General features: G+C 72.9%; 7 protein-coding genes. 3 read left to right on the top strand and 4 right to left on the bottom strand.

From position 1 onward, the window contains the following. Window positions 1-25: 25 nt before the first annotated feature. Together QSK39_RS19975 and QSK39_RS19970 are read right to left on the bottom strand one after the other, a co-directional pair. Window positions 26-1630: a multicopper oxidase family protein gene (locus QSK39_RS19975; protein ID WP_285479267.1), complete on the bottom strand. Its 1605-nt coding sequence runs from the start codon at window positions 1628-1630 to the stop codon at window positions 26-28. Beyond that, a complete protein-coding gene (locus QSK39_RS19970; protein ID WP_285479266.1) occupies window positions 1627-2040 on the bottom strand; it encodes a hypothetical protein in 414 nt (137 codons plus the stop codon). The genes QSK39_RS19975 and QSK39_RS19970 overlap by 4 nt, the downstream gene beginning before the upstream one ends. Window positions 2041-2148: 108 nt before the next feature. Here QSK39_RS19970 and QSK39_RS19965 point away from each other — a divergent pair, with 108 nt between their 5' ends. Continuing rightward, window positions 2149-2856 (top strand): TetR family transcriptional regulator, encoded by a 708-nt coding sequence (locus tag QSK39_RS19965; protein ID WP_285479265.1) that lies wholly within the window; start codon window positions 2149-2151, stop codon window positions 2854-2856. Window positions 2857-2965: 109 nt separating this feature from the next. On the opposite strand, the gene QSK39_RS19960 is transcribed toward QSK39_RS19965, so the two are convergent. Both QSK39_RS19960 and QSK39_RS19955 read right to left on the bottom strand, forming a co-directional pair. After that, window positions 2966-4141, bottom strand: a complete 1176-nt coding sequence (locus QSK39_RS19960; protein WP_285479264.1) for a hypothetical protein — start codon at window positions 4139-4141, stop codon at window positions 2966-2968. Between the two features lie 63 nt (window positions 4142-4204). Beyond that, entirely contained in the window at window positions 4205-4741 is a 537-nt protein-coding gene (locus QSK39_RS19955; protein WP_285479263.1) for an EF-hand domain-containing protein, read from the bottom strand. A gap of 156 nt (window positions 4742-4897) precedes the next feature. Here QSK39_RS19955 and QSK39_RS19950 point away from each other — a divergent pair, with 156 nt between their 5' ends. Together QSK39_RS19950 and QSK39_RS19945 are read left to right on the top strand one after the other, a co-directional pair. Continuing rightward, on the top strand, window positions 4898-5623 hold the full coding sequence (locus QSK39_RS19950; RefSeq protein WP_285479262.1) for a VOC family protein: 726 nt from the start codon (window positions 4898-4900) through the stop codon (window positions 5621-5623). A 189-nt stretch (window positions 5624-5812) separates the two neighbouring features. Then, window positions 5813-22048: a type I polyketide synthase gene (locus QSK39_RS19945; RefSeq protein WP_285479261.1), complete on the top strand. Its 16236-nt coding sequence runs from the start codon at window positions 5813-5815 to the stop codon at window positions 22046-22048. Window positions 22049-22057 lie beyond the last annotated feature (9 nt).

The following is a 22057-nucleotide window of genomic DNA, read 5'->3' as shown; positions in this document are numbered from 1 at the left end:
CATCCCGGCCGGGCCGTCCGGCGCGCTACTCCGTCGAGAAGTCGGCCATCATGGCCATGTCCTCGTGTTCGAGGTTGTGGCAGTGCAGCATGTACCGGCCCGCGTAGTCGGTGAACTTCACCGCGACTTCCACGGCTTCCGACGGGCGGACGTCGACGGTGTCCTTCCAGCCCGTGTCGTACGGACCGGGCGGGCGGCCGTTGCGGCTCAGCACCTGGAAGTGGTTCAGGTGCAGGTGTACCGGGTGGTGGACGTCGCTCGTGAAGCGCCAGACCTCCGTCGTGCCCAGGCGGGCGCGGGCCAGGTCGCGGCCCGGGGTGTACGGCGCGCCGTTGATCGTCCAGGAGCCCGACGACTTCTGGAACAGGAAGTCCCGCGTCGCCGTGGCGCGGGACGGGTCCAGGATCGCGATCTCCGACAGCTTCGCCGGGACGTGGCTGTCGTCCACCGCGCGCCCGTCGGTGCCGACGTCGAAGCACATGACCTCCGCCGTCGCGTCCGTGCCGAGCCGGTTGACGAGCCGGACGCGGGTGCCCGGCGCGTAGCGGGCGAAGTCGATCACGACGTCGAAGCGTTCGGCGGGGGAGACGTCGATGCTGTCGTGGGTCAGCGGGCTCGCCAGCAGGCCGCCGTCGCCGCCGATCTGGACCAGGGCGCCGCCGCCGGGCGGCTGCGGGTCCAGCGCCAGCGAGTACCGGCGGGCGTTGGAGCCGTTGAGGATCCGGAAGCGGTAGCGGGCGCGATCGGCGCGCAGCACCGGCCACGGCGCGCCGTTGACGAGGATGACGTCGCCGAGCACACCGTCCATGTAGGCCGGTGAGACACCGGGCAGCTGCTGGCCGCCGGCGAGTGCGGGGTAGGTGAAGCTGCCGTCCGCGCCGAACGAGCGGTCGCAGATCATCAGCGGGATGTCCCGGTTTCCCCGCGGCAGCGGCAAAGCCGCCTCTTCGTCGTCCGTCACGAGGTGGAACCCGGCCAGGCCCTGCCAGACGTTGGCGGCGGTGAAGCCCATGCGGTGGTCGTGGTACCAGAGCGTCGCGGCGCGCTGGTCGAGCGGATACGTGTGGGACCGGCTGGTCCGCCCGCCGCCGGTGTCGAGCTTCGCCATGCCCGCCATCCCGGACATCCCCGCCATGCCGGCCATGCCGGACGCCGGGCTCTGCTGTTCGCCGCCGACGGGGTGCACGAGCTCGGTGGGGTAGCCGTCGCTCTCGGCCGGCGTGTGCCCGCCGTGCAGGTGCACCACGGTCGGGTGTGGCAGCCGGTTCGTGTGGGTCACCACGGCCTTGCGCCCGGCGGGGGTTCTCAACGTGGGGCCGGGAAAGCTGCCGTGGTAGGTCCAGGCCTCGGTGGTGAGCCCGGGCAGGATGCCCAGGGCGGCCGGCCGCTGGACGATCTCGTAGAAGTCCGTCGTCGCGTCGGACCGGACCGGCGCGAGCACCGGCGGGATCGGCAGGTCGGCGCGGAACGCGGCCGGCACCGGCGCCCGGCTGGCCAGCAGCAGCCCGGGCTGGCCGTCGGCCAGCAGACTGCGCAGGAACGGCGTCCCGGCGACGGCGAGCGCACCGGCTCCGGCCAGGGCGACGGTGCCGGCGCCGAGGAACCGGCGGCGGCTCATCGCGGGGCTCACGCGGGCGCCCCGGCGTAGCGCGCCACCGGCTGCTTCGCCCAGGAGAGCATGAGGATCCGGACGACGAGGTAGAGCAGCACGGCCCCGAGCGGCACGTGGACGGCCAGGTCCCGGGTGAAGCCCAGGACGATCTGCGCGGCGCAGAGCACGAGCGCCAGCGCGGCGAACAGGGCGGGACGGCCCGGCCCGCGTCCGCCGCGCCACACGACCAGGGCCGCCAGCAGCGTCGGCACCAGGGCCAGCGCGAAGAGCATGCCCGACATGCGGTGCGCGGCCAGCATCGAATAGTAGCCCTGCAGGAAGGCGCCGGCCAGGACCGGCTGCAGGCAGGCGAGCGCGGCCGACGCGGCGGCGCCGGCTCTGAGCAGCACGAGCGCGCCGCGGCTGATCGGGGTGCGGACAGGGTCCATCACAAGACTCGTTTCTCCGGGGGACTTCGCGGGAGGAAGCAACCAGTCTTCGGTCACTGAAAAATTACTGTAGCAGAAAAAATTCTGGAGGTGTACTACCCTGGGGGCATGAGTGCGCGAACGGTCAACTGGGCAGCGCGGCGCGCCGGAGAGCCCGGGGCCGTGGGCTTGCGGGAGCGCAAGAAGCGGCTGATGCGCCAGCAGCTCTCGGACACGGCGACGGAGATGTTCCTCGAGCGGGGCTTCGACGCCGTGCGGGTGGCGGAGATCGCCGAGGCCTGCGGGGTGTCGGAGAAGACGGTCTTCAACTACTTCCCGAGCAAGGAGTCGCTGATCCTCGACCACCCGGACACGGCGCTGGCCGCGCTGCGGTCCGACCTGGCCGAGCCCGGCGTGTCCCCGGCCGAAGCGACGCTGCGGATCCTCGCGCAGGAGCGCGCCGCTGTGTTCTCCTGGCTAGCCGAGCAGGAGGACCCGGAAGAGGCGATCACGAAGTCCCGGCGGTTCGGCCTGCTGATCGCGACCACGCCCGCCCTGCGCGCGCACCGCCTGGAGATGACCGAACAGCTGGTCGTGGTCGCCGCCGAGGCGCTGGCCGAGCGGACCGGGTGCACCCCGGACGACCCGGAGCCGCGAGTCCTGGCGACGGCGCTGGTCGCGCTCTGGCAGATCCAGTTCCGGTCGATGGCCCAGCACCTGGACGTGACCCGTACCCCGGAGCAGATCGAGGAGGCGGTCGCGGCCGACGTCGGGCGCGCGGCCCGGCTCGTCGTGGCCGGGATCGAAGCCCTGCCGAGGTTCGCGGACCAGGCTTGAGCCGAGTCATCCGGCTGTCGAGCGCCGCCGGCTGGAGAGAGCGCCGTACCCCCCGCGACGAGGTGGCCGAACATTCGTTACGGCCGGGTCGATCGTTCGTCCACAGTGGTCATGACGCACCCACCTCCGGTTGCCGCTGCTGGAGGGCGAGGTAGACGGCGCGGACCGCGAGGGTGCGTTCGATCTCGTCGATGATCGGGGCGAAGAACTGCTTGCGGTGTTCGGTGTCGCTCATCGAAGTGACCGCGAAGTACATGCTGCCGAACCCGGCGAGCAGGGTGGCGTTGCGCAGCAGGGCGACCGGGACGCCGGGCAGCAGCGGTGAGATCGACGGCGGCGCGCCGATCCACTGCTCGGCCGCGGCGGGGGTCACGATGATCACGCCGAGGAGGACGAAGAAGGCGAACAGGGCGAGGCCGATGACCGCGGCCTGGACGAGCTGGCGGGTGGCGAGCACCAGCAGCAGGTTGCGCTTCTGGCGTCCGTTGAGGCTGATCGCGCGGACGGGCCCGTCGAGGGTGACGGCGGCGAGCGGGGTGCCGGCGCAGGCGGCGGTCAGCATGGGCGGGCTGAAGTCCTGTTCGACCCGGCCGATTTCCTCGCGGAGGCGGGCGGCCGCGGCGAGGACGGTGACGGCGCCGAAGAGGGCGACGACGAGGGTGAGGCGCCACCAGGCGAGCTGGTTCATCAGCTGCCACAGCTCGCCGGTGAAGAACAGGAACAGGGTGACGAAAAGCAGGACCGGCAGGGCCCGGCCGAGGACCTGCACGCTGTTGCGGAGGTCGGTGATCGCCTGCCGGACGGCTTGGCGCAGGAGAGTGCCGAAGCCGTAGGTGGTGGCGAGGTAGGTGGCCGCGAAGACGGCGGCGAAGAACACGAGGAACGCGAGAACGCCCAGCGCGCGGGCGCCCGGGAGGGTGATGGCGCCGTCGAAGGCGAGCTGCAGCAGCGGCACGGCGACCGGCATCGCGGCGTAGGTGATCAGGATGGCGATGGTCGCGCCGCGGGAGAAGCGGGGGAGGCGCCGGACGAACAGCGAGATCGTCACCCAGGCCGCGATGGTCACGGCGACGACGACGCCGAGGAGCACCCAGCGGCCCGAGCCGGCGGTCTTGAGCGGGACGAGCCAGGCCAGGCTGGCCAGGGTGACGAAGACGAGCGCGGGCAGCATGCGGGGCAGGACGTGCTCGGTGAAGCCGTATCCGGCGATCATCGTCGGGGTCCCGCGCCGGAGGAACCAGCGTTCGGTCCGCTGGACTCGCGCCCGGGGTGAGGAGGTCGGCATGAGGAGATGATTCCCCGCGGCCCCGGCGCGGGCCCGCCCGGCCCGGGCTGCTCCGCCCGGGGGTCAGCCGAGCAGCCGGATGTCCGAGCGCCCGTAGTGGAACTCGCGGACGGCGATGACGAGCTCGTCGACCGTGAGCCGGCCGTCGCCGTCGAGGTCGATGCGGTCGAACGTCGCGTCGGAGTCGGCGTCGCTCAACCCCACCGCCGGGCCGAGCCAGCGGCGCAGCTCCACCTTGCTCACGTACCCGTCGCGGTCGGTGTCGCACAGGTCGGCGATCGCGGCGATGGTCGGGCGGAGCAGGTCTTCGAACCCGCTGTCGCCGCGGTCGTACATCAGCTCCCGGTTGGCGGCGAGGTACTGCTCCTGGTTCATGGCACCGTTCGGGCCGACGCCCGCGGCTTCGGCCTGGCGCTGGTACATCGCGAGCAGGGCGTCCCGGACGGCCCGGCCGCGGTCGCTGGTCGTCGTTTCGCCGAAGGCCGCGACGATGCGGCGGGCTTCCGCGTCGTAGTCGGTGCGATCGATGACGCCGTCTCCGTTGGCGTCCCACTTCTCGAATCGCTTGACTTCGTGCTCGGTCCTCAAAGCGGTGGTCATGGCCTGGAACTCTAGGGCCGGGGGCCGGTATCGGGCAGTCGCACGAAAGGTGGACCGGATCGCCGACGGTGTTTCCCCGGCGGGCCGGCACTTCACGGACGGTGAGGGTTCGATATCGCCTTGCCGTCCCGCGGGGGCGGTGTCTACGGTCCGGTGATGCGTTCGCGACTGCTGGCGGTGACCTTCGAGGCGGCCGACCCGGCTGGGGCGGCACGCTTCTGGGCCGGCCTGCTCGGCCGGGAGGTCGCCGAGGACGCCGGCGGTGTGCTGCTGCCGGGCGGGGACGCTCAGCTCGGCCTGCGGTTCGTCCCGGGCCGCGCCGGCCGGCTCGGCGCGAACCGGATGCACCTGCACCTGACCAGCGCCGACCTCGACGACCAGCGGCGCACGGTGGCCACGGCGATCGGGCTCGGCGGCCGCCACGCCGACGTCGGGCAGCGGCCCGAGGAGCGGCACGTCGTGCTGGCCGACCCGGCGGGCTACGAGTTCTGCGTGATCGAGCCCGGCAACGGCTACCTCGCCGGGTGCGGCCCGCTGGGTGAGCTGACCTGCGCCGGTACCCGGCGGGTCGGCCGGTTCTGGAGCGAGGCGCTGGGCTGGCCGCTGGTGTGGGACCTGGGCGAGCAGACCGCGATCCAGTCACCGCGCGGTGGCACGAAACTCGCGTGGGACACCTGGGACGGCACGCCGGAAGCGGGCTCGAGCCGGCAGCGCTTCGAGTTGCTTCCGGAAGACGGCGACCAGCGGGCGGCGGTCGACGCGCTGCTCTCCCTCGGCGCCGTCCGGCTCGATGCCCGCGCGGACGGCACCGTCGTGCTGGCGGATCCGGACGGCACCGAGTTCTGCGTGCGGCCCGCCGGGTCGTCCGCCCGGCCGGGCTGACCGCGCACCGGGCGAAGCCGTTGCGCTGCAACGGAAGACGCCGAACCTCGGGATGACCGGGCCTGCGTACTTCGGAAGGCTCATCGACCACTCGCCGCCCCTAACGGGACCGCTAGGGGTGGAGTTCGGATCGTACCGATCGGTATGTTTTTGGCCGGATTCGGACCACACCGCCCGGGGGCATGGGACATGGGGATTTCCGAAGGTGTCGCGGTCGTGGGGATGTCCTGCCGGTTTCCGGGGGCGCCCGATCCGGCGGCGTTCTGGCGGCTGCTGCGGACCGGCACCGATGCGGTGACCGGGGTACCGGCCGACCGGGTGGATCCGGGCCTCGGCCGGGGTGGGTTCCTGGACCGCGTCGGGGACTTCGATCCGGCGTTCTTCGGGATCTCCCCGCGCGAAGCGGCGGCGATGGACCCGCAGCAGCGGCTGGTGCTGGAGCTGGGCTGGGAGGCGTTCGAGGACGCCGGCCTGCCGCCGGGCGGGAACGCGGGTGTGTTCGTCGGCGCGATCCGTGAGGACTACGCGGATCTGCGCCCGGACATCAGCGCGCATTCCATGACCGGCCTGCAGCGCGGGATGATCGCCAACCGCGTCTCCTACGCCTTGGGGCTGCGCGGTCCCAGCTTCGTGATCGACGCGGCCCAGTCCTCCTCGCTGGTCGCCGTGCACACGGCCTGCGCGAGCCTGCTGGCGGGCGAGTGCACGGTGGCTCTCGCGGGCGGCGTCACCCTCAACCTCAGCGCGGACAGCGCCCTGACCGCGGTGCGGTTCGGCGGGCTTTCCCCCGATGGCAAGTGCCAGGTGTTCGACGCGCGGGCCAACGGTTACGTCCGCGGTGAGGGCGGCGCGCTGGTCGTCCTCAAGCGGCTGGCCGACGCGGTGGCCGACGGCGACCTGATCCACTGCGTGATCCGGGGCAGCGCCGTCACCAATGACGGCGGCGGCCAGAGCTTGACCGCACCGGAGCGGGCCGCGCAGGAGGAATGCCTCCGGCTGGCCTACACCCGCGCCGGCGTCGACCCGGCCGAGGTGCGCTACGTCGAGTTGCACGGCACCGGCACCAAGCTCGGCGACCCGATCGAAGCCGCGGCCCTCGGCACGGTCCTCGGCGAAGGCCGCGGTTCCGACCGGCCGCTGCTGGTGGGCTCGGTCAAGACCAACATCGGCCACCTGGAAGGCGCCGCGGGCGTGGCCGGCCTGCTCAAGACCGTGCTCAGCCTCGAGCACGGCGAGCTGCCCGCGAGCCTGAACTTCGGCACCCCGAACCCGGAGATCCCGCTGGCCGCGCTGAAGATCCGCGTCCAGGACCACCCGAGCGCCTGGCCCGGGGCCGGGCTGGCCGGGGTGAGCTCGTTCGGCATGGGCGGCACCAACTGTCACGTCGTCCTGGAGAAGTGGACCGGCGCCGAAGCGCCACGCGGGTCGCGGGTGGCGCCGTGGGTGCTCTCGGCCAAGACCGGCCGGGCGTTGCAGGAGCAGGCCCGGCGGCTGCGGGAGCACCTCGAGGCGCACCCGGAGCTGGACCTGGCGGCCGCGGCACGCTCCTCGGCGACGACCCGGTCGGCCTTCGACCACCGTGCGGTGCTGATCGCCCCGGACCGCGACCGGGTGCTCCCCGGCCTGACCGCACTCGCCGACGGTGTCCCGTTCCCCGGGCTGACCACGGGAGTCGCCCGGCGCACGGGCAAGGTCGCCTTCGTCTTCCCCGGGCAGGGCACGCAATGGCGCGGGATGGCCGCGGAGCTGCTGGAATCGTCCCCGGTTTTCGCCGCCCGGATGCACGACTGCGCCGACGCGCTCGCCCCGCACGTCGACTTCCCGCTCCTCGACGTGGTGCGCGGGGAAGTGCACGACATCGAGGTCATCCAGCCGGCCCTGTTCGCCATGATGGTTTCGCTGGCCGCCCTGTGGCGGTCCCTCGGCATCGAGCCGGACGCCGTGGTGGGCCATTCGCAAGGGGAGATCGCGGCCGCCTGCGTGGCCGGGGCGCTGTCGCTCGAGGACGCGGCGAAGGTCGTGGCCCGGCGCAGCCAGGCCTTCCGCGACCTGCTCGGCGAGGGGGCGATGGCCTCGGTGACCTTGCCGGAACGCGAAGTGGCACCCCGGCTGACCGAACGCGTGTGGATCTCCGCGGTGAACGGACCCACCTCGACCGTGGTCGGCGGCGACGTGGCGGCGGTGGCGGAGTTCGTCGCCGGCTGCGAACGCGACGGCATCCGGGTCCGGCGGGTGAACGTCCGGCACGCGTCGCATTCACCCCTGATGGAGCCGCTGCGCGAACCGCTCCTCGCCGCACTGGCCGGCATCCGGCCGGTGGCCACGGACGTCGCGTTCGTCTCGACGGTGACCGGTGGCGTCGTGGCCGGCACGGAGCTGAACCCGGCTTACTGGTACCGGAACCTGTCGCAGCGGGTCGAGTTCGAGCGGGCGACCCGGTCGCTGACCGCGCTGGGCTGCGACCTCTTCGTCGAGTCCAGCCCGCACCCCGTGCTCACTTCGCCGGTGCAGCAGATCGCCGAGGACGCCCTGGTGGTCGGTTCGCTGCGCCGGGACGCGGGCGGGCTCGAGGAGGTCCTGGCCTCGGCCGCCCGGCTCCACGTGCGCGGGCGGGCCCCGGACTGGGGGTGGGCGTTCGACGGCGGCCGCGTCCGGCTGCCCACCTACGCGTTCCAGCGCCGGCGCTACTGGCTCGACGAGACCGCGCCCGAACCCGAGGTGCACGAGGCGCCTCGCGACGTGCTGGGGCTCGTGCGGGCGCACACGGCCGCGGTGCTGGGGCACCCGGCGCCGGACGCCGTCGCGGTGGACGCGACCTTCCGGGAACTGGGGATCGACTCGCACCTCGCGGTCGAGCTGCGCAACCGGCTCGCCGCGGACACCGGCGAGGACCTGTCCGTCACGGTCCTGTTCGACCACCCCAGCTGCACCGACCTGGCGGCCCACCTGACCGGGGGCCGCGGCGAGCACGCGCCCGCGATCCGGGCGGCGTCGGACGACGATCCGGTGGTCGTGGTGGGGATGGCCTGCCGCTTCCCGGGCGGGATCGCGTCGCCGGAGGACCTGTGGGACGTGGTGGCCGAAGGCCGGGACGTGGTGTCTTCGTTCCCCGCGGATCGGGGCTGGGGCACGGGGTCCGGTGGGTTCGTGGACGACGTCGCCGGGTTCGACGCGGACTTCTTCGGGATCTCGCCGCGTGAGGCACGGGGCATGGACCCGCAGCAGCGACTGGTCCTGGAGGGTTCCTGGGAGGCGCTGGAGCGGGCCGGGGTCGACCCGTCCTCGGTGCGGGGCAGCGATCTCGGTGTCTTCGTCGGGGTGATGGGCGGGGAAGGCGCCGGGGTCACCGGCCGCGCGGCGAGCGTGGTGTCCGGGCGGGTCGCGTACGTGCTCGGGGCCGAAGGCCCGGCGCTGTCGGTCGACACGGCTTGCTCGTCCTCGCTGGTGGCGCTGCACCTCGCGGCCCGGTCCGTGCGCGACGGCGAGTGTTCGATGGCGCTGGCCGGTGGGGTGACCGTGTTGTCGTCGCCGGAGGTGTTCGAGGAGTTCGCGCGCAACGGCGGCCTGGCGGCCGACGGCCGGTGCAAGTCGTTCGCGGACGCCGCCGACGGCACCGGCTGGGCCGAGGGCGTGGGCCTGGTGGTGGTGGAACGGCTGTCCGACGCCCGCCGCCGGGGCCACCGGGTGCTGGCGGTGCTCCGGGGGAGCGCGGTCAACCAGGACGGCGCGTCGAACGGGCTGACCGCACCGAGTGGCCGGGCGCAGCGGCAGGTGATCCGGCAGGCGCTGGCGAACGCGGGCCTGGCTCCCGCCGAGGTGGACGTCGTGGAGGCGCACGGGACCGGGACCCGGCTGGGTGATCCGATCGAGGCGCAGGCGGTGCTGGAGACGTACGGCCAGGATCGCGCTCAGCCGGTGTTGCTGGGGTCGGTGAAGTCGAACATCGGGCACACCCAGGCGGCCGCCGGGGTGGCCGGTGTCGTGAAGATGGTGCTGGCGATGCGGCACGGTGTGGTGCCGGCGAGCCTGCACATCGACCGGCCGTCGTCCTTTGTGGACTGGGCGGCGGGCGCGGTCGAGCTGCTGGGGAAGCAGGTGCCCTGGCCCGAGGCCGGACGGCCGCGGCGGGTGGGGGTGTCGTCCTTCGGGGTCAGCGGGACGAACGCGCACGTGATCCTCGAGCAAGGGCCGGTCGACGACGTCGCCGAGCGGCCGGACGGCGGTCTGGTGCCCTGGGTGGTGTCCGCTCGGTCGGATGCCGCGTTGCGGGAACAGATTCGGCGGCTGTCCGAGTGGCCGGGGTCGGCTGTCGATGTCGGCTACTCGCTGGTGTCCGGTCGTGCCGCCCTGGAGCATCGCGCGGTGCTGCTCGGAGAGCGGACGGTCGAGGGTGTCGTCGCGCCGGTGGCCAAGACCGTCTTCGTCTTCCCTGGCCAGGGTTCGCAGTGGGCGGGGATGGCGGCGGGGCTGTGGGAATCGTCGCCGGTGTTCGCGCAGTGGATGGATCGCTGTGCGAGTGCGCTGGGGCCTGAGTTCGATTTGCGGGACGGGCTGAGCAGCGAGCGGGTGGAGGTGGTTCAACCCGCGTTGTGGGCGGTGATGGTGTCGCTGGCCGGGCTGTGGCGATCCTTCGGCGTCGAACCGGATGCGGTCGTCGGCCATTCGCAGGGGGAGATCGCGGCCGCCTGTGTCGCGGGTGCGTTGTCGCTTGAGGACGGCGCCCGGGTGGTGGTGGCACGCAGCCGGCTCATCGCGGAGCGGCTGTCGGGCCGGGGTGCGATGGCGTCGGTGACGCTTCCGGACGGTCACGTGCTGGACGACCGGTTGTCGGTGGCGGTCGTGAACAGCCCGACTTCCGTGGTGGTGTCCGGGGATTCCGAGGCCATCGACGAGCTTCTGCTGGCTGTTCCCGGCAAGCGGATCGCCGTGGACTACGCCTCGCATTCGGCTCAGGTCGAGTCGGTACGGGACGAGCTGCTCGCGGTGCTGGAGGGGATCACGCCGAAGCGGCCGACGATTCCGTTCTGCTCCACCGTCTCCGACACCGCGTCCTTCGACGCCGAGTACTGGTACCGGAACCTCCGGCAAACTGTGCAGTTCGAGCAGGCCGTCCGGTCGCTGGGTGACGGTGTGTTCCTGGAGATGAGCCCGCATCCGGTGCTCACCCCGCACCTCCCCGGCACCGCCATCGGCTCACTGCGCCGCGATGACGGCGGACTCGAGCGGTTCCTGACGTCGCTGGCCGAGGCGTACGTGCGCGGCGTCGAGGTCGACTGGCTGCCCCTGCTGGCCGGCGGACGGCTGGTCGACCTGCCGACCTACCCCTTCCAGCACCGCCAGTACTGGCTCGAGGCCCGGTCGTCGACCGGGTCGGCGCACCCGATCCTGGCGACCACGGTCGAGCTGGCCGACGGCGCCGGATCGCTGTCCACCGGCCGGATCTCGCTGCGCGCGCAGCCCTGGCTCGCCGACCACGTCGTGGCGGGCAAGGTCTTGTTTCCCGGGACCGGCTTCCTCGAACTGGCCGCCCACGCGGGCGCCCGGCTGGAGTGCGCGACCGTCCAAGAGCTGACGATCGAAGCGCCGCTCGAACTGTCCACACAGGACGTTGTCGAGGCGCAGGTGCTGGTGGGTGCGGTCGACGGCTCCGGCTGCCGGCCGGTGAGCGTGCACGCCCGGCCGTCCGGTGACGCCGAGTGGCGCAGGTACGCGAGCGGAGCGCTGGCGGCGACCGAGCCGCCGACGGGGTTCGATCAAGCGGTGTGGCCGCCGGAAGACGCGGTCCCCCTGGACATCCGGTACGACGTGCTGGCCGAGACCGGCTTCGAGTACGGGCCCGCGTTCCGGGGACTGCGTGCAGCCTGGCGACGCGGTGAGGAGCTGTTCGCCGAGGTCGACCTCCTTCCCGAGCCGGACGGCTACGCCCTGCATCCGGCGTTGCTCGACGCGTCGCTGCACCCGCTGCTGCTCGACGGCGGTGGCTTGCGGGTCCCGTTCGCGTGGGCCGGAGTGCGGTGCGTGGCAACGGATGCGACGACACTGCGAGTCCGGCTGACACCGGCGGGTGAAGACGCCTTCGCCGTCGCCTTGACGGACGCCGACGGCAAGCCTGTGGCCACGATCGGATCCTTGACGCTCCGCCCGGTGGGCCAGGCCCGCCGCACTCTGTACGAAGTGGACTGGAAGTCGGCGCCGCCGGCCGGGAAACCGGCGATGACCACCGTTTTCGATTGCCCGCAACCGGACCAGGACCTGGGGGCGGCGGTACGCGAGGTGCTGAAGCAGGTCCTCGACGTCACCCGGGACTGGCTGGCGGACGAGCACGCGCCGGACGAGCGGCTGGTCCTGGTGACCCGGAACGCGACGGGCACCGACCCGAACCTGGTCCACGCCCCGGTGTGGGGGCTGGTCCGCTCGGCGCAGGCCGAGCACCCCGGCCGGTTCGTCCTCCTCGACCTGGACGACGCCGGCTCCGTCCCGGACGTGGTGGGCCTGGACGAGCCGCAGCAGGCCGTCCGCGATGGTGCCGTCCTGGTCCCGAGGCTCCGCAAGCTGACGGCCGAGCCCGGTTCCGCACTGCCCGGGACGGTGCTGGTGACCGGCGCGACCGGGACGCTGGGCGGCCTGCTGGCCCGGCACCTCGTGACCGCGCACGGCGTCCGGCGGCTGCTGCTGGTGAGCCGGACCGCGCCGGCCGAGCTGGGCACCGAACTGACCGGCCTGGGGGCGACGGTCGAGGTGGTCGCCTGCGACCTCGCCGATCGGGACCAGGTGAGCCGGTTGCTCGCCGACCACCCGGTCGATGCCGTCGTCCACGCGGCGGGCGTCCTCGACGACGGCCTGCTCGAGGCGATGACCCCGGAGCGGCTGGACGCGGTGCTGGCCCCGAAGGTGGACGCCGCCTGGCACCTGCACGACCTGACGAAGGACCTCGCCCAGTTCGTGCTGTTCTCGTCGATGGCGGGCGTGGTCGGGACGGCGGGACAGGGCAACTACGCGGCCGCGAACGCGTTTCTCGACGCACTCGCGGCCCACCGGCGGGCCCGGGGCCTGCCCGCGGTGTCGATGGCCTGGGGCCTCTGGGCCGAGCAGAGCGGGATGACCAGCGGGGTCGGCGAGCTCGAACGCCGGAGGCTGGCGCGCGACGGCATGGCTCCGCTGCCCACCGCGCAGGCACTGGACCTGTTCGACGCGGCACTGGGCGCCGGCCGCGCCGCGGTGGTCGCGACCAGGATCGATCCGCGCGCCGTGCGTACCGATGCCACCTTGCTGCGCGATCTGGCGAAACCGGTGACGGTCGACCGTGGCCGGGCACTCGGGGACCTCCCCGAGGCCGAGCGGTACCCGGCCGCGCTCGACCTGGTGCGCGCCCACGCGGCCGCGGTCCTGGGGCACCCGTCGCCGGAGGCCATCGCGCACGGACGGCCGTTCCGGGAGCTGGGATTCGACTCGCTGACCGCGGTCGAGCTGCGGAACCGGATCGCGGCGGCCTGCGGCATCGCGCTGCCCAGCACGCTCGTCTTCGACTACCCGACGCCGGAGGCGATCGCCGACCGGCTCTTGGAACGGACGCTGGACGAGAAGAAGCCGGTAGTGCGCCAAGCGGCCGACGACGACCCCGTCGTGCTGGTGGGGATGGCGTGTCGTTTCCCCGGTGGGGTGACCTCTCCGGAGGACCTGTGGAACGTCGTGGCCGAGGGACGGGACGTCGTGTCTGCGTTCCCGGCGGACCGGGGCTGGGGGACCGGCTTCGGCGGGTTCGTCGACGACGTGGCGGGGTTCGACGCGGAGTTCTTCGGGATCTCGCCGCGGGAAGCACTGGGCATGGATCCCCAGCAGCGGCTGGTCCTGGAGTGTTCTTGGGAGGCGCTGGAACGAGCGGGTATCGATCCGTCGTCCGTGCGGGGCAGCGGGCTCGGCATCTTCATCGGCGTCATGCGCGGCGACTACCGGACCGACGGCGACTACGGCCTGACCGGCGGCGCCGGGAGCGTGGTGTCCGGCCGGGTGGCGTACGTGCTGGGGACCGAGGGCCCGGCGATCTCGGTCGACACGGCGTGCTCGTCCTCGCTGGTGGCCCTGCACCTGGCGGCCGAGTCGGTCCGGCGGGGCGAGAGCACGATGGCGCTGGCCGGCGGGGTGACCGCGATGGCGTCACCGGTGTTGTTCGAGGAGTTCGCCCGGCAGGGCGGCCTGGCCGCCGACGGGCGGTGCAAGTCGTTCGCCGGGGCCGCCGACGGCACCGGGTGGGCCGAGGGCGTGGGCCTGGTGGTGGTCGAGCGGCTGTCGGACGCCACCCGCCACGGTCACCACGTGCTGGCGGTCCTCCGGGGCAGCGCGGTCAACCAGGACGGCGCCTCCAACGGGCTGACCGCGCCGCACGGACCCAGCCAGCAGTGGGTGATCCGGCAGGCGCTGGCCAACGCCGGGCTCCGGCCGGCCGACGTCGACGTGGTCGAAGGACACGGCACCGGCACCCGGCTCGGCGACCCGATCGAGGCGCAGGCCGTGCTGGCGACCTACGGCCAGGACCGGGCCGCACCGTTGTGGCTGGGGTCGGTGAAGTCCAACCTCGGCCACACCCAGGCCGCGTCCGGCATGGCCGGCTTGATGAAGATGGTTCTGGCCATGCGGCACGGCGTCGTCCCGGCCACCTTGCACGTGGACGAGCCGTCACCGGTCGTGGACTGGGACTCGGGCGCGGTGACGCTGGCGCGGGAGCCGGTGGCGTGGCCCGAGGCGGACCGGCCGCGGCGGGCGGCGGTGTCGTCCTTCGGGATCAGCGGGACGAACGCGCACGTGATCCTCGAGCAAGGTCCGGCCCTCGAGGTGACCGAGCGGCCGGACGGTGGTCCGGTGCCGTGGGTGGTGTCCGCCAAGTCGGATGACGCTTTGCGGGACCAGATCGGGCTGCTGTCGGAGTGGCCGGGAACGGCCGTCGACGTCGGCTATTCGCTGGTGCGCGGTCGTGCCGCTTTCGACCACCGCGCGGTGCTGCTGGGTGATCGGGTGGTCGAGGGCGTTGCCCGGCCTTCGGGGAAGACGGTGTTCGTCTTTCCGGGTCAGGGTTCGCAGTGGATCGGGATGGCGGCGGAGTTGTGGGAGTCGTCGCCGGTGTTCGCCGGGTGGATGGACCGGTGTGCGACTGCGCTGGCCCCGGGGATCGACCTGCGGACTGCGCTCGACAGCGAGCAGGTGGAGCTGGTTCAGCCCGCGCTGTGGGCGGTGATGGTGTCGCTGGCCGGGTTGTGGCGGTCCTTCGGTGTGGAACCGGACGCCGTCGTCGGCCATTCCCAGGGCGAGATCGCCGCGGCTTGCGTGGCCGGTGCGTTGTCGCTTGAGGACGGTGCTCGGGTGGTGGCGGCCCGGACCCGGGTGATCGCGGAGAAGCTTTCCGGCTTGGGCGCGATGGCGTCGGTGACGCTCCCGGACGGTCACGTGCTGGACGACCGGCTGTCGGTGGCGGTGGTGAACAGTCCGGCTTCGGTGGTGGTTTCGGGAGATCCCGAGGCCGTTGACGAGCTTCTGCTGACTGTTCCGGGCAAGCGGATCGCCGTGGACTACGCGTCGCACTCAATGCACGTGGAGTCGGTGCGCGAAGAGCTTCTCGCGGCGCTGGGCGAAATCACGCCGAACCCGCCCGAGATCGCCTTCCACTCAACGGTGTCCGACACGGCGACCTTCGACGCGGAGTACTGGTACCAGAACCTTCGGCGGACCGTGCAGTTCGAGCGGGCCATCGAGGCATTGGGCGATGGTGTGTTCCTGGAGATGAGCCCACACCCGGTGCTCACCATGCACCTGCCCGGCATTGCCGTCGGCTCACTGCGCCGCGACGACGGTGGACTCGAGCGGTTCGTGACGTCGCTGGCCGAGGCGTACGTGCAGGGCGTCGAGGTCGACTGGATGCCTTTGCTCGGAGACGGACGGCTGGTGGATCTGCCCACCTACGCCTTCCAGCACCAGCGGTACTGGCACCGGACCGAAGCGTCCACAATGGACGACTGGCGGTACCGGATCGCCTGGCGGCAGCTACCCGAGGCACCGCAGACCCTGACCGGGCGCTGGCTCGCCGTGGTACCCGACGGCGGCACCGCGGACCTCGGCCCGGATGTGGAAGTCGTCCCGCTGAGCCGGCTTTCCGAGCGCCTGGGCGAGGCCGCCGGCGTGCTGTCGTTGCTCGCGGTGGACGACACCCTGACGCTGGTCCGGATGCTGGAGGGCAGCGACGCACGGCTGTGGCTGGTGACGTCCGGCGCCGTCGCGGCGGCACCGGGAGACGTGGTGCGCCGACCGGACCAAGCGCAGATCTGGGGCCTCGGGCTGACCATCGGGCTCGAACACCCCCGACTTTGGGGTGGCCTCATCGACCTGCCCGAGCACGTGGACGCTTGGGTACTCGGCAGGCTCGCCGCCGCGCTTTCCGGCGACGAGGACCAAGTCGCGGTGCGAGCCGGCGGGACCTACGCACGACGTCTCGTACGCGCACCCCGCACCCGGCCGGGGCGCGTCTGGCGGCCGCGCGGAACCGTCCTGGTCACCGGGGGAACCGGCGGGCTCGGCGCCCACGTGGCGCGGTGGCTGATCCGGAACGACGCCGAGCGCGTCGTGCTGGCCGGGCGCCGGGGTCCCGACACCCCCGGCGCGGCCGAGCTCGCGGCCGAACTAGGCGACAAGGTCACCTTCGCCGCACTCGACGTGGCCGACCGCGACGCGGTCCGGGACCTCCTGGACTCGCTGCCGGACCTGACAGCCGTGGTGCACGCCGCCGGAGCCGGCCAGCACAGCACCCCCGTGACCGAGATCGACGACCCGGCCGAAGTGATGCGGGCGAAGGTCGACGGCGCGGCGAACCTCGACGCCCTGCTGGACCACGACACCCTCGACGCGTTCGTGCTGTTCTCGTCCGGCGCGGGGGTGTGGGGCGGCGGCGGGCAAGGCGCTTACGCGGCGGCGAACGCCTACCTGGACGCGCTCGCCCAGCAGCGCCGGGCCGCGGGCGGCACCGCCACGTCGATCGCCTGGGGCACCTGGGCGGGCGACGGCATGGCACGCGGTGGCGTCGGCGAACGGTTCCGCCGGCTCGGACTGTCCGCAATGGACCCGCAGCTGGCGGTGCGGGCGCTCCAGGAGCTGGGCGAACCCGGCCTGGTCGTCGCCGACATCGACTGGCCGGTGTTCGGGCCCGCCTACTCCGTCGCCCGCAAGCGGCCCTTGCTGGCCGAGGTCTTCGAAGAGCCCGAACCCGCGCGCCCGGTCGTCGGCGACGCCCTCCCGCTGGTCCGCGCGCAGGTGGCGGCCGTGCTGGGGATGGACTCCGGGGCCGCGATCGACGTCCGGCGCGCGTTCCGGGAGCTGGGCTTCGACTCGGTCACGGCCGTCGAACTGCGCAACCGGCTGAACCACGCGACCGGCTCGAACCTGCCGGCGACGGTCGTGTTCGACCACCCGAACTGCGCTGCCCTCGCCGCGTACTTGACCGGGGCCGCGCCCGAGCCGGCGGTGGCCACCACGCCCGTCGGCGAGCCGATCGCGATCGTGGCGATGAGCTGCCGGTTCCCCGGCGGGGTCACCTCACCCGAGGACCTGTGGCGGCTGGTCGCCGACGGCGCCGACGCGATCGGCGGCTTCCCGGCCGACCGCGGCTGGACCGTGTCCGGCAGCGGCGGGTTCCTCTACGACGCCGCCGAGTTCGACGCGGGCTTCTTCGGGATCTCGCCGCGCGAGGCGTCCGCGATGGACCCGCAGCAGCGGCTGATGCTGGAGTGCTCGTGGGAGGCCTTCGAGCGCGCGGGCATCGATCCGACGTCGCTGCGCGGCAGCCGGACCGGGGTGTTCGTCGGCGCGCTGGCCCAGGACTACGGCCCGCGGATGCACCAGGCACCGGCGGACTTCGCGGGGTACCTGGCCACCGGCAGCACCGGCAGCGTCCTCTCGGGCCGGATCGCCTACACCTTCGGGCTGGAGGGCCAGGCGGTCACCATCGACACCGGCTGTTCGTCGGCGCTGGTGGCGTTGCACAACGCCTGCCAGTCGCTGCGGCAGGGGGAGTGCTCGATGGCGCTGGTCGGGGGCGTCACGGTGATGTCCGGTCCCGGCGCGTTCTCGGAGTTCACCCGGCTGGGCGGGATCGCCGCCGACGGCCGCTGCAAGCCGTTCGCGGACGCCGCCGACGGCACCGGCTGGAGCGAAGGCGCGGGCATGCTGCTCGTCGAGCCGTTGTCCGAGGCCCAGCGCAAGGGACACCCGGTGCTGGCGGTGATCCGGGGCAGCGCGGTCAACCAGGACGGCGCGTCGAACGGGCTGACCGCACCGAGTGGTTCGGCTCAACAGCGCGTGATCCGGCAGACCCTGGCGAACGCGGGCCTGTCACCGGCCGACGTGGACGTCGTGGAGGGGCACGGGACCGGGACCCGGCTGGGTGATCCGATCGAGGCCCAGGCCGTGCTGGCGACGTACGGCCAGGACCGGACCGAGCCGGTCTTGCTGGGCTCGGTGAAGTCGAACATCGGGCACACCCAGGCGGCCGCGGGCGTGGCCGGTCTGATGAAGATGGTCCTGTCCATGCGGCACGGCGTCGTGCCCGCGAGCCTGCACATCGACCAGCCGTCGTCCTTTGTGGACTGGACAGCCGGTTCGGTGTCGTTGGCGCAGGAGGCGGTGGCGTGGCCCGAGGCGGACCGGCCGCGACGGGCCGGAGTGTCGTCCTTCGGGGTCGGCGGGACCAACGCCCACGTGATCATCGAGCACGTGCCGGTCGCGGAGGCGCCGGACGGCCCCGACGGCGTTCTGGTGCCGTGGGTGGTGTCCGCTCAGTCGGCGGAAGCGGTGCGGGAGCAGGTCCGACAGCTGTCCGAGTGGCCGGGGACGGCTCTCGATGTCGGCTATTCGCTGGTGCGGGGTCGTACTGCCTTCGACCATCGCGCGGTGGTGCTGGGGGACCGGACCGTCGAGGGTGTCGCCGGGCCGGTGGCCAAGACGGTGTTCGTCTTCCCGGGGCAGGGTTCGCAGTGGGTCGGAATGGCGGCCGAGTTGTGGGACTCGTCGCCGGTGTTCGCGGAGTGGATGGATCGGTGCGCGGCCGCGTTGGAGCCGTGGGTCGCATTGCGCGAGGCGCTGAGCAGCGAGCGGGTCGAGGTGGTTCAGCCTGCCTTGTGGGCGGTGATGGTGTCGCTGGCCGGGTTGTGGCGGTCCTTCGGTGTCGAGCCGGACGCCGTGGTGGGCCATTCGCAGGGCGAGATCGCCGCGGCTTGCGTCGTGGGTGCGTTGTCCCTTGAGGACGGTGCTCGCGTGGTGGCGGCCCGGAGCCGGGTGATCGCGGAGAAGCTGTCCGGCCGCGGTGCGATGGCGTCGGTGACGCTCCCCGAAGGCCACGTGCTGGACGACCGGTTGTCGGTGGCGGTGGTGAACGGTCCGGCGTCGGTGGTGGTGTCCGGGGATCCGGAGGCGATCGACGAGCTTCTGCTGACGGTCCCGGGCAAGCGGATCGCGGTGGACTACGCGTCGCACTCGATCCACGTCGAGTCGGTGCGCGACGAGATTCTTGTGGCGCTGGAGGGGATCGTGCCGCGGGAGGCGACGATCCCGTTCTGTTCCACGGTGGTCGACACGGCGACCTTCGACGCCGAGTACTGGTACCAGAACCTCCGGCAAACTGTGCAGTTCGAGCAGGCTGTTCAGTCGCTGGGTGAGGCCGTGTTCCTGGAGATGAGCCCGCATCCGGTGCTGACCATGCACATCGAGGCGACCTCGATCGGCTCACTGCGTCGCGGGGACGGCGGACTCGACCGCTTCCTGACGTCGCTGGCGGAGGCGTACGTGCACGGCGTCGAGGTCGACTGGACGCCCCTGGTCGCCGGCGGGCGGCCGGTGGACCTGCCGACCTACCCCTTCCAGCGGCAGCGCTACTGGCTGAACGCCGACGACACGGACGCGACCCTGCACGACCACCCGTTCCTCAGCACCGTGACCGCCCTGGCGGACTCGGCGATGACGGTGTTCACCGGCCGGCTCGACCCGGGCCGGACGCCCTGGCTCGCCGAGCACGCCGTCGGGGACACGGTGCTGCTGCCCGGCACGGCGTTCCTCGACCTCGCGTTGTGGGCCGGCGACCAGGTCGGTACCCCGCGGGTGGCCGACCTGACGCTCGAAGCTCCGTTGGCCTTGCCGGACGCCGTCACGATCCAGCTCACGGTCGACGGCCCGGACCAGTCCGGGGGACGGCCGGTGCGGATCTACTCACAGGCGGAGGATGCGTCCTGGACCCGGCACGCGTCCGGCGTCCTCACGGCCGAGGTCTACACGTCCGGCGAACCGGTGCCGTGGCCGCCCGCGGACGCGGAACCCCTTGAGCTGACTGACCTCTACGCCAAGCTGACCGGGCTCGGCTACCACTACGGGCCCGCGTTCGGCGGCCTGCGGTCGGCCTTCCGGGCGGGCACGGACCTCTATGCCGAGGTGTCGCTGCCCGAACGGCTTCGTCCGGAAGCACGCCGGTTCCGGCTGCACCCCGCGCTGCTCGACGCGGCCCTGCACGTCCTCGGGGCCGACCGGACCAAGCCGGCCCTGCCGTTCTCGTGGAGCGGGGTCTCGCTCACCGCGCCCGGGGCGTCCGTGCTCCGGGTCAGGATCTCGCTGCGCGACAACGACGTCGTGTCGATGGCGATCTCCGACGACCGCGGCACCGAGGTCGCACGGGTGGACGCGCTGGCGCTGCGCTCGCCCACCCCGCACGACCGGCTGTTCCGGGTGGACTGGCGCCCGGCGCCGGAAGGAGCGCCGGAGGGATCGCACACGGTCGTCACGGACCTGGCCGAACTGGGGGACATCCCCGCGACCGTCTTCCTGAACGCCCGCTACACCGGCGAAACCGTGCGGGAGGCCACCGTCGGGATGCTGGCGGTCCTGCAGGAATGGCTGGACGACGGCCGGTTCAGCGCTTCGCGGCTGGCGGTCGTGACCCAGGGCGCGGACCTCGCCCGCGCGGCGGTCCAGGGCCTGGTGCGGTCGGCCTGCTCGGAGAACCCGGATCGGTTCTCCCTCGTCGACCTGCGGGACGGCGACCTCCCGGTGAACGCGGTCCTGGCGGCGCTGGCCGCGGGGGAGACGGAGTGCGAAGCCCGCGACGGGAGCGTCCGCGTTCCCCGGTTGACCCGGGTGACCGGAGACCGGCAGGCCGCGGTCTGGGACACCACGGGCACGGTGCTGATCACCGGCGGCACCGGGGTGCTGGGCGGGCTGGTGGCCCGGCACCTCGTCGCCGAGCACGGCGTCCGCAGCCTGGTCCTGGTCGGCCGGCAGGGGCACGCTCCCGATCTGGTGGCGGAGCTCGAAGCCGCCGGTGCGCTGGTGACGGTGGCCGCCTGCGACGTGTCCGATCGCGACGCGCTGGCTCGCGTCCTCGCCGGGATACCGGACGAGTTCCCGTTGCGCGGGGTGGTGCACGCGGCCGGCGTCGTGGCCGACGGGATCATCGACTCCCTGACCCCGGAACGGGTGGACGCCGTCCTGGCGCCCAAGGCCGACGGGGCCTGGCACCTGCACGAGCTGACGAAGGACCTCTCGCGGTTCGTGCTGTTCTCCTCGGCGGCCGGTGTGTTCGGCACGCCGGGACAGGGCAACTACGCGGCGGCGAACGGGTTCCTGGACGCGCTGGCGCGCCACCGCCGGGCCGCCGGGCTGCCCGCAGTGTCCCTGGCGTGGGGAATGTGGGAACCCCGCAGCGGACTGACCGGCGGGCTGGGCGAAACCGACGTGGCCCGGATGTCCACCTGGGGTGTGCGCCCGCTGTCCCCGGCCGACGGGCTCGCCTTGTTCGACGCCGCCTGCGCCCAGGACGAGCCGGTGGTGGTCCCGGTCCGGCTGGACGTCACCGGTGTCGGGGAAGTGCCCGGCCTGCTCCGGGGACTGGTCGCCGCCAAGGTACCGGTCCCGGTCGAGACCGGGCTCGCGCAACGGCTGGCGGCGCTGCCGGAAGCCGGGCAGCACCGCGCACTGCTGGACCTGGTGCGGGGACACGCGGCGGCCGTGCTCGGCCATCCCGCGCCGGACCTGGTCGAGCCGACCCGGGGGTTCCTGGACGCGGGCTTCGACTCGCTGACCGCGCTGGAACTGCGCAACCGGCTGGCGGCGGCGACCGGCGTGCGGCTGCCCACCACGGTCCTGTTCGACCACCCGACCCCGGTCGCGCTGGCCGAGCGCCTGCACGGCGAGCTGGTGGGCGGCCCGTGGTCGCCGATCGACGAACTGGACCGGCTGGAGGCCCGGCTGCGGGAGTCGGCCGACGACGACACCCGGCTGGCGGTGGCGGGCCGCCTGCGGTCGCTGCTGGCCGGCCTCGGCGGCGGCGCGGACACCACGCGCCTCGACTCCGCCACCGACGACGAACTGTTCGAGCTGGTCGACGACGATCTGGGGATCCTCTAGATGGACAAC

It is taken from the genome of Amycolatopsis sp. NBRC 101858, from assembly GCF_030269325.1.
In the GTDB taxonomy this organism is placed as follows: domain Bacteria; phylum Actinomycetota; class Actinomycetes; order Mycobacteriales; family Pseudonocardiaceae; genus Amycolatopsis; species Amycolatopsis ponsaeliensis.
Note: the sequence above shows the minus strand (reverse complement) of the source record. Positions and strands in the feature narration are given on the sequence as shown.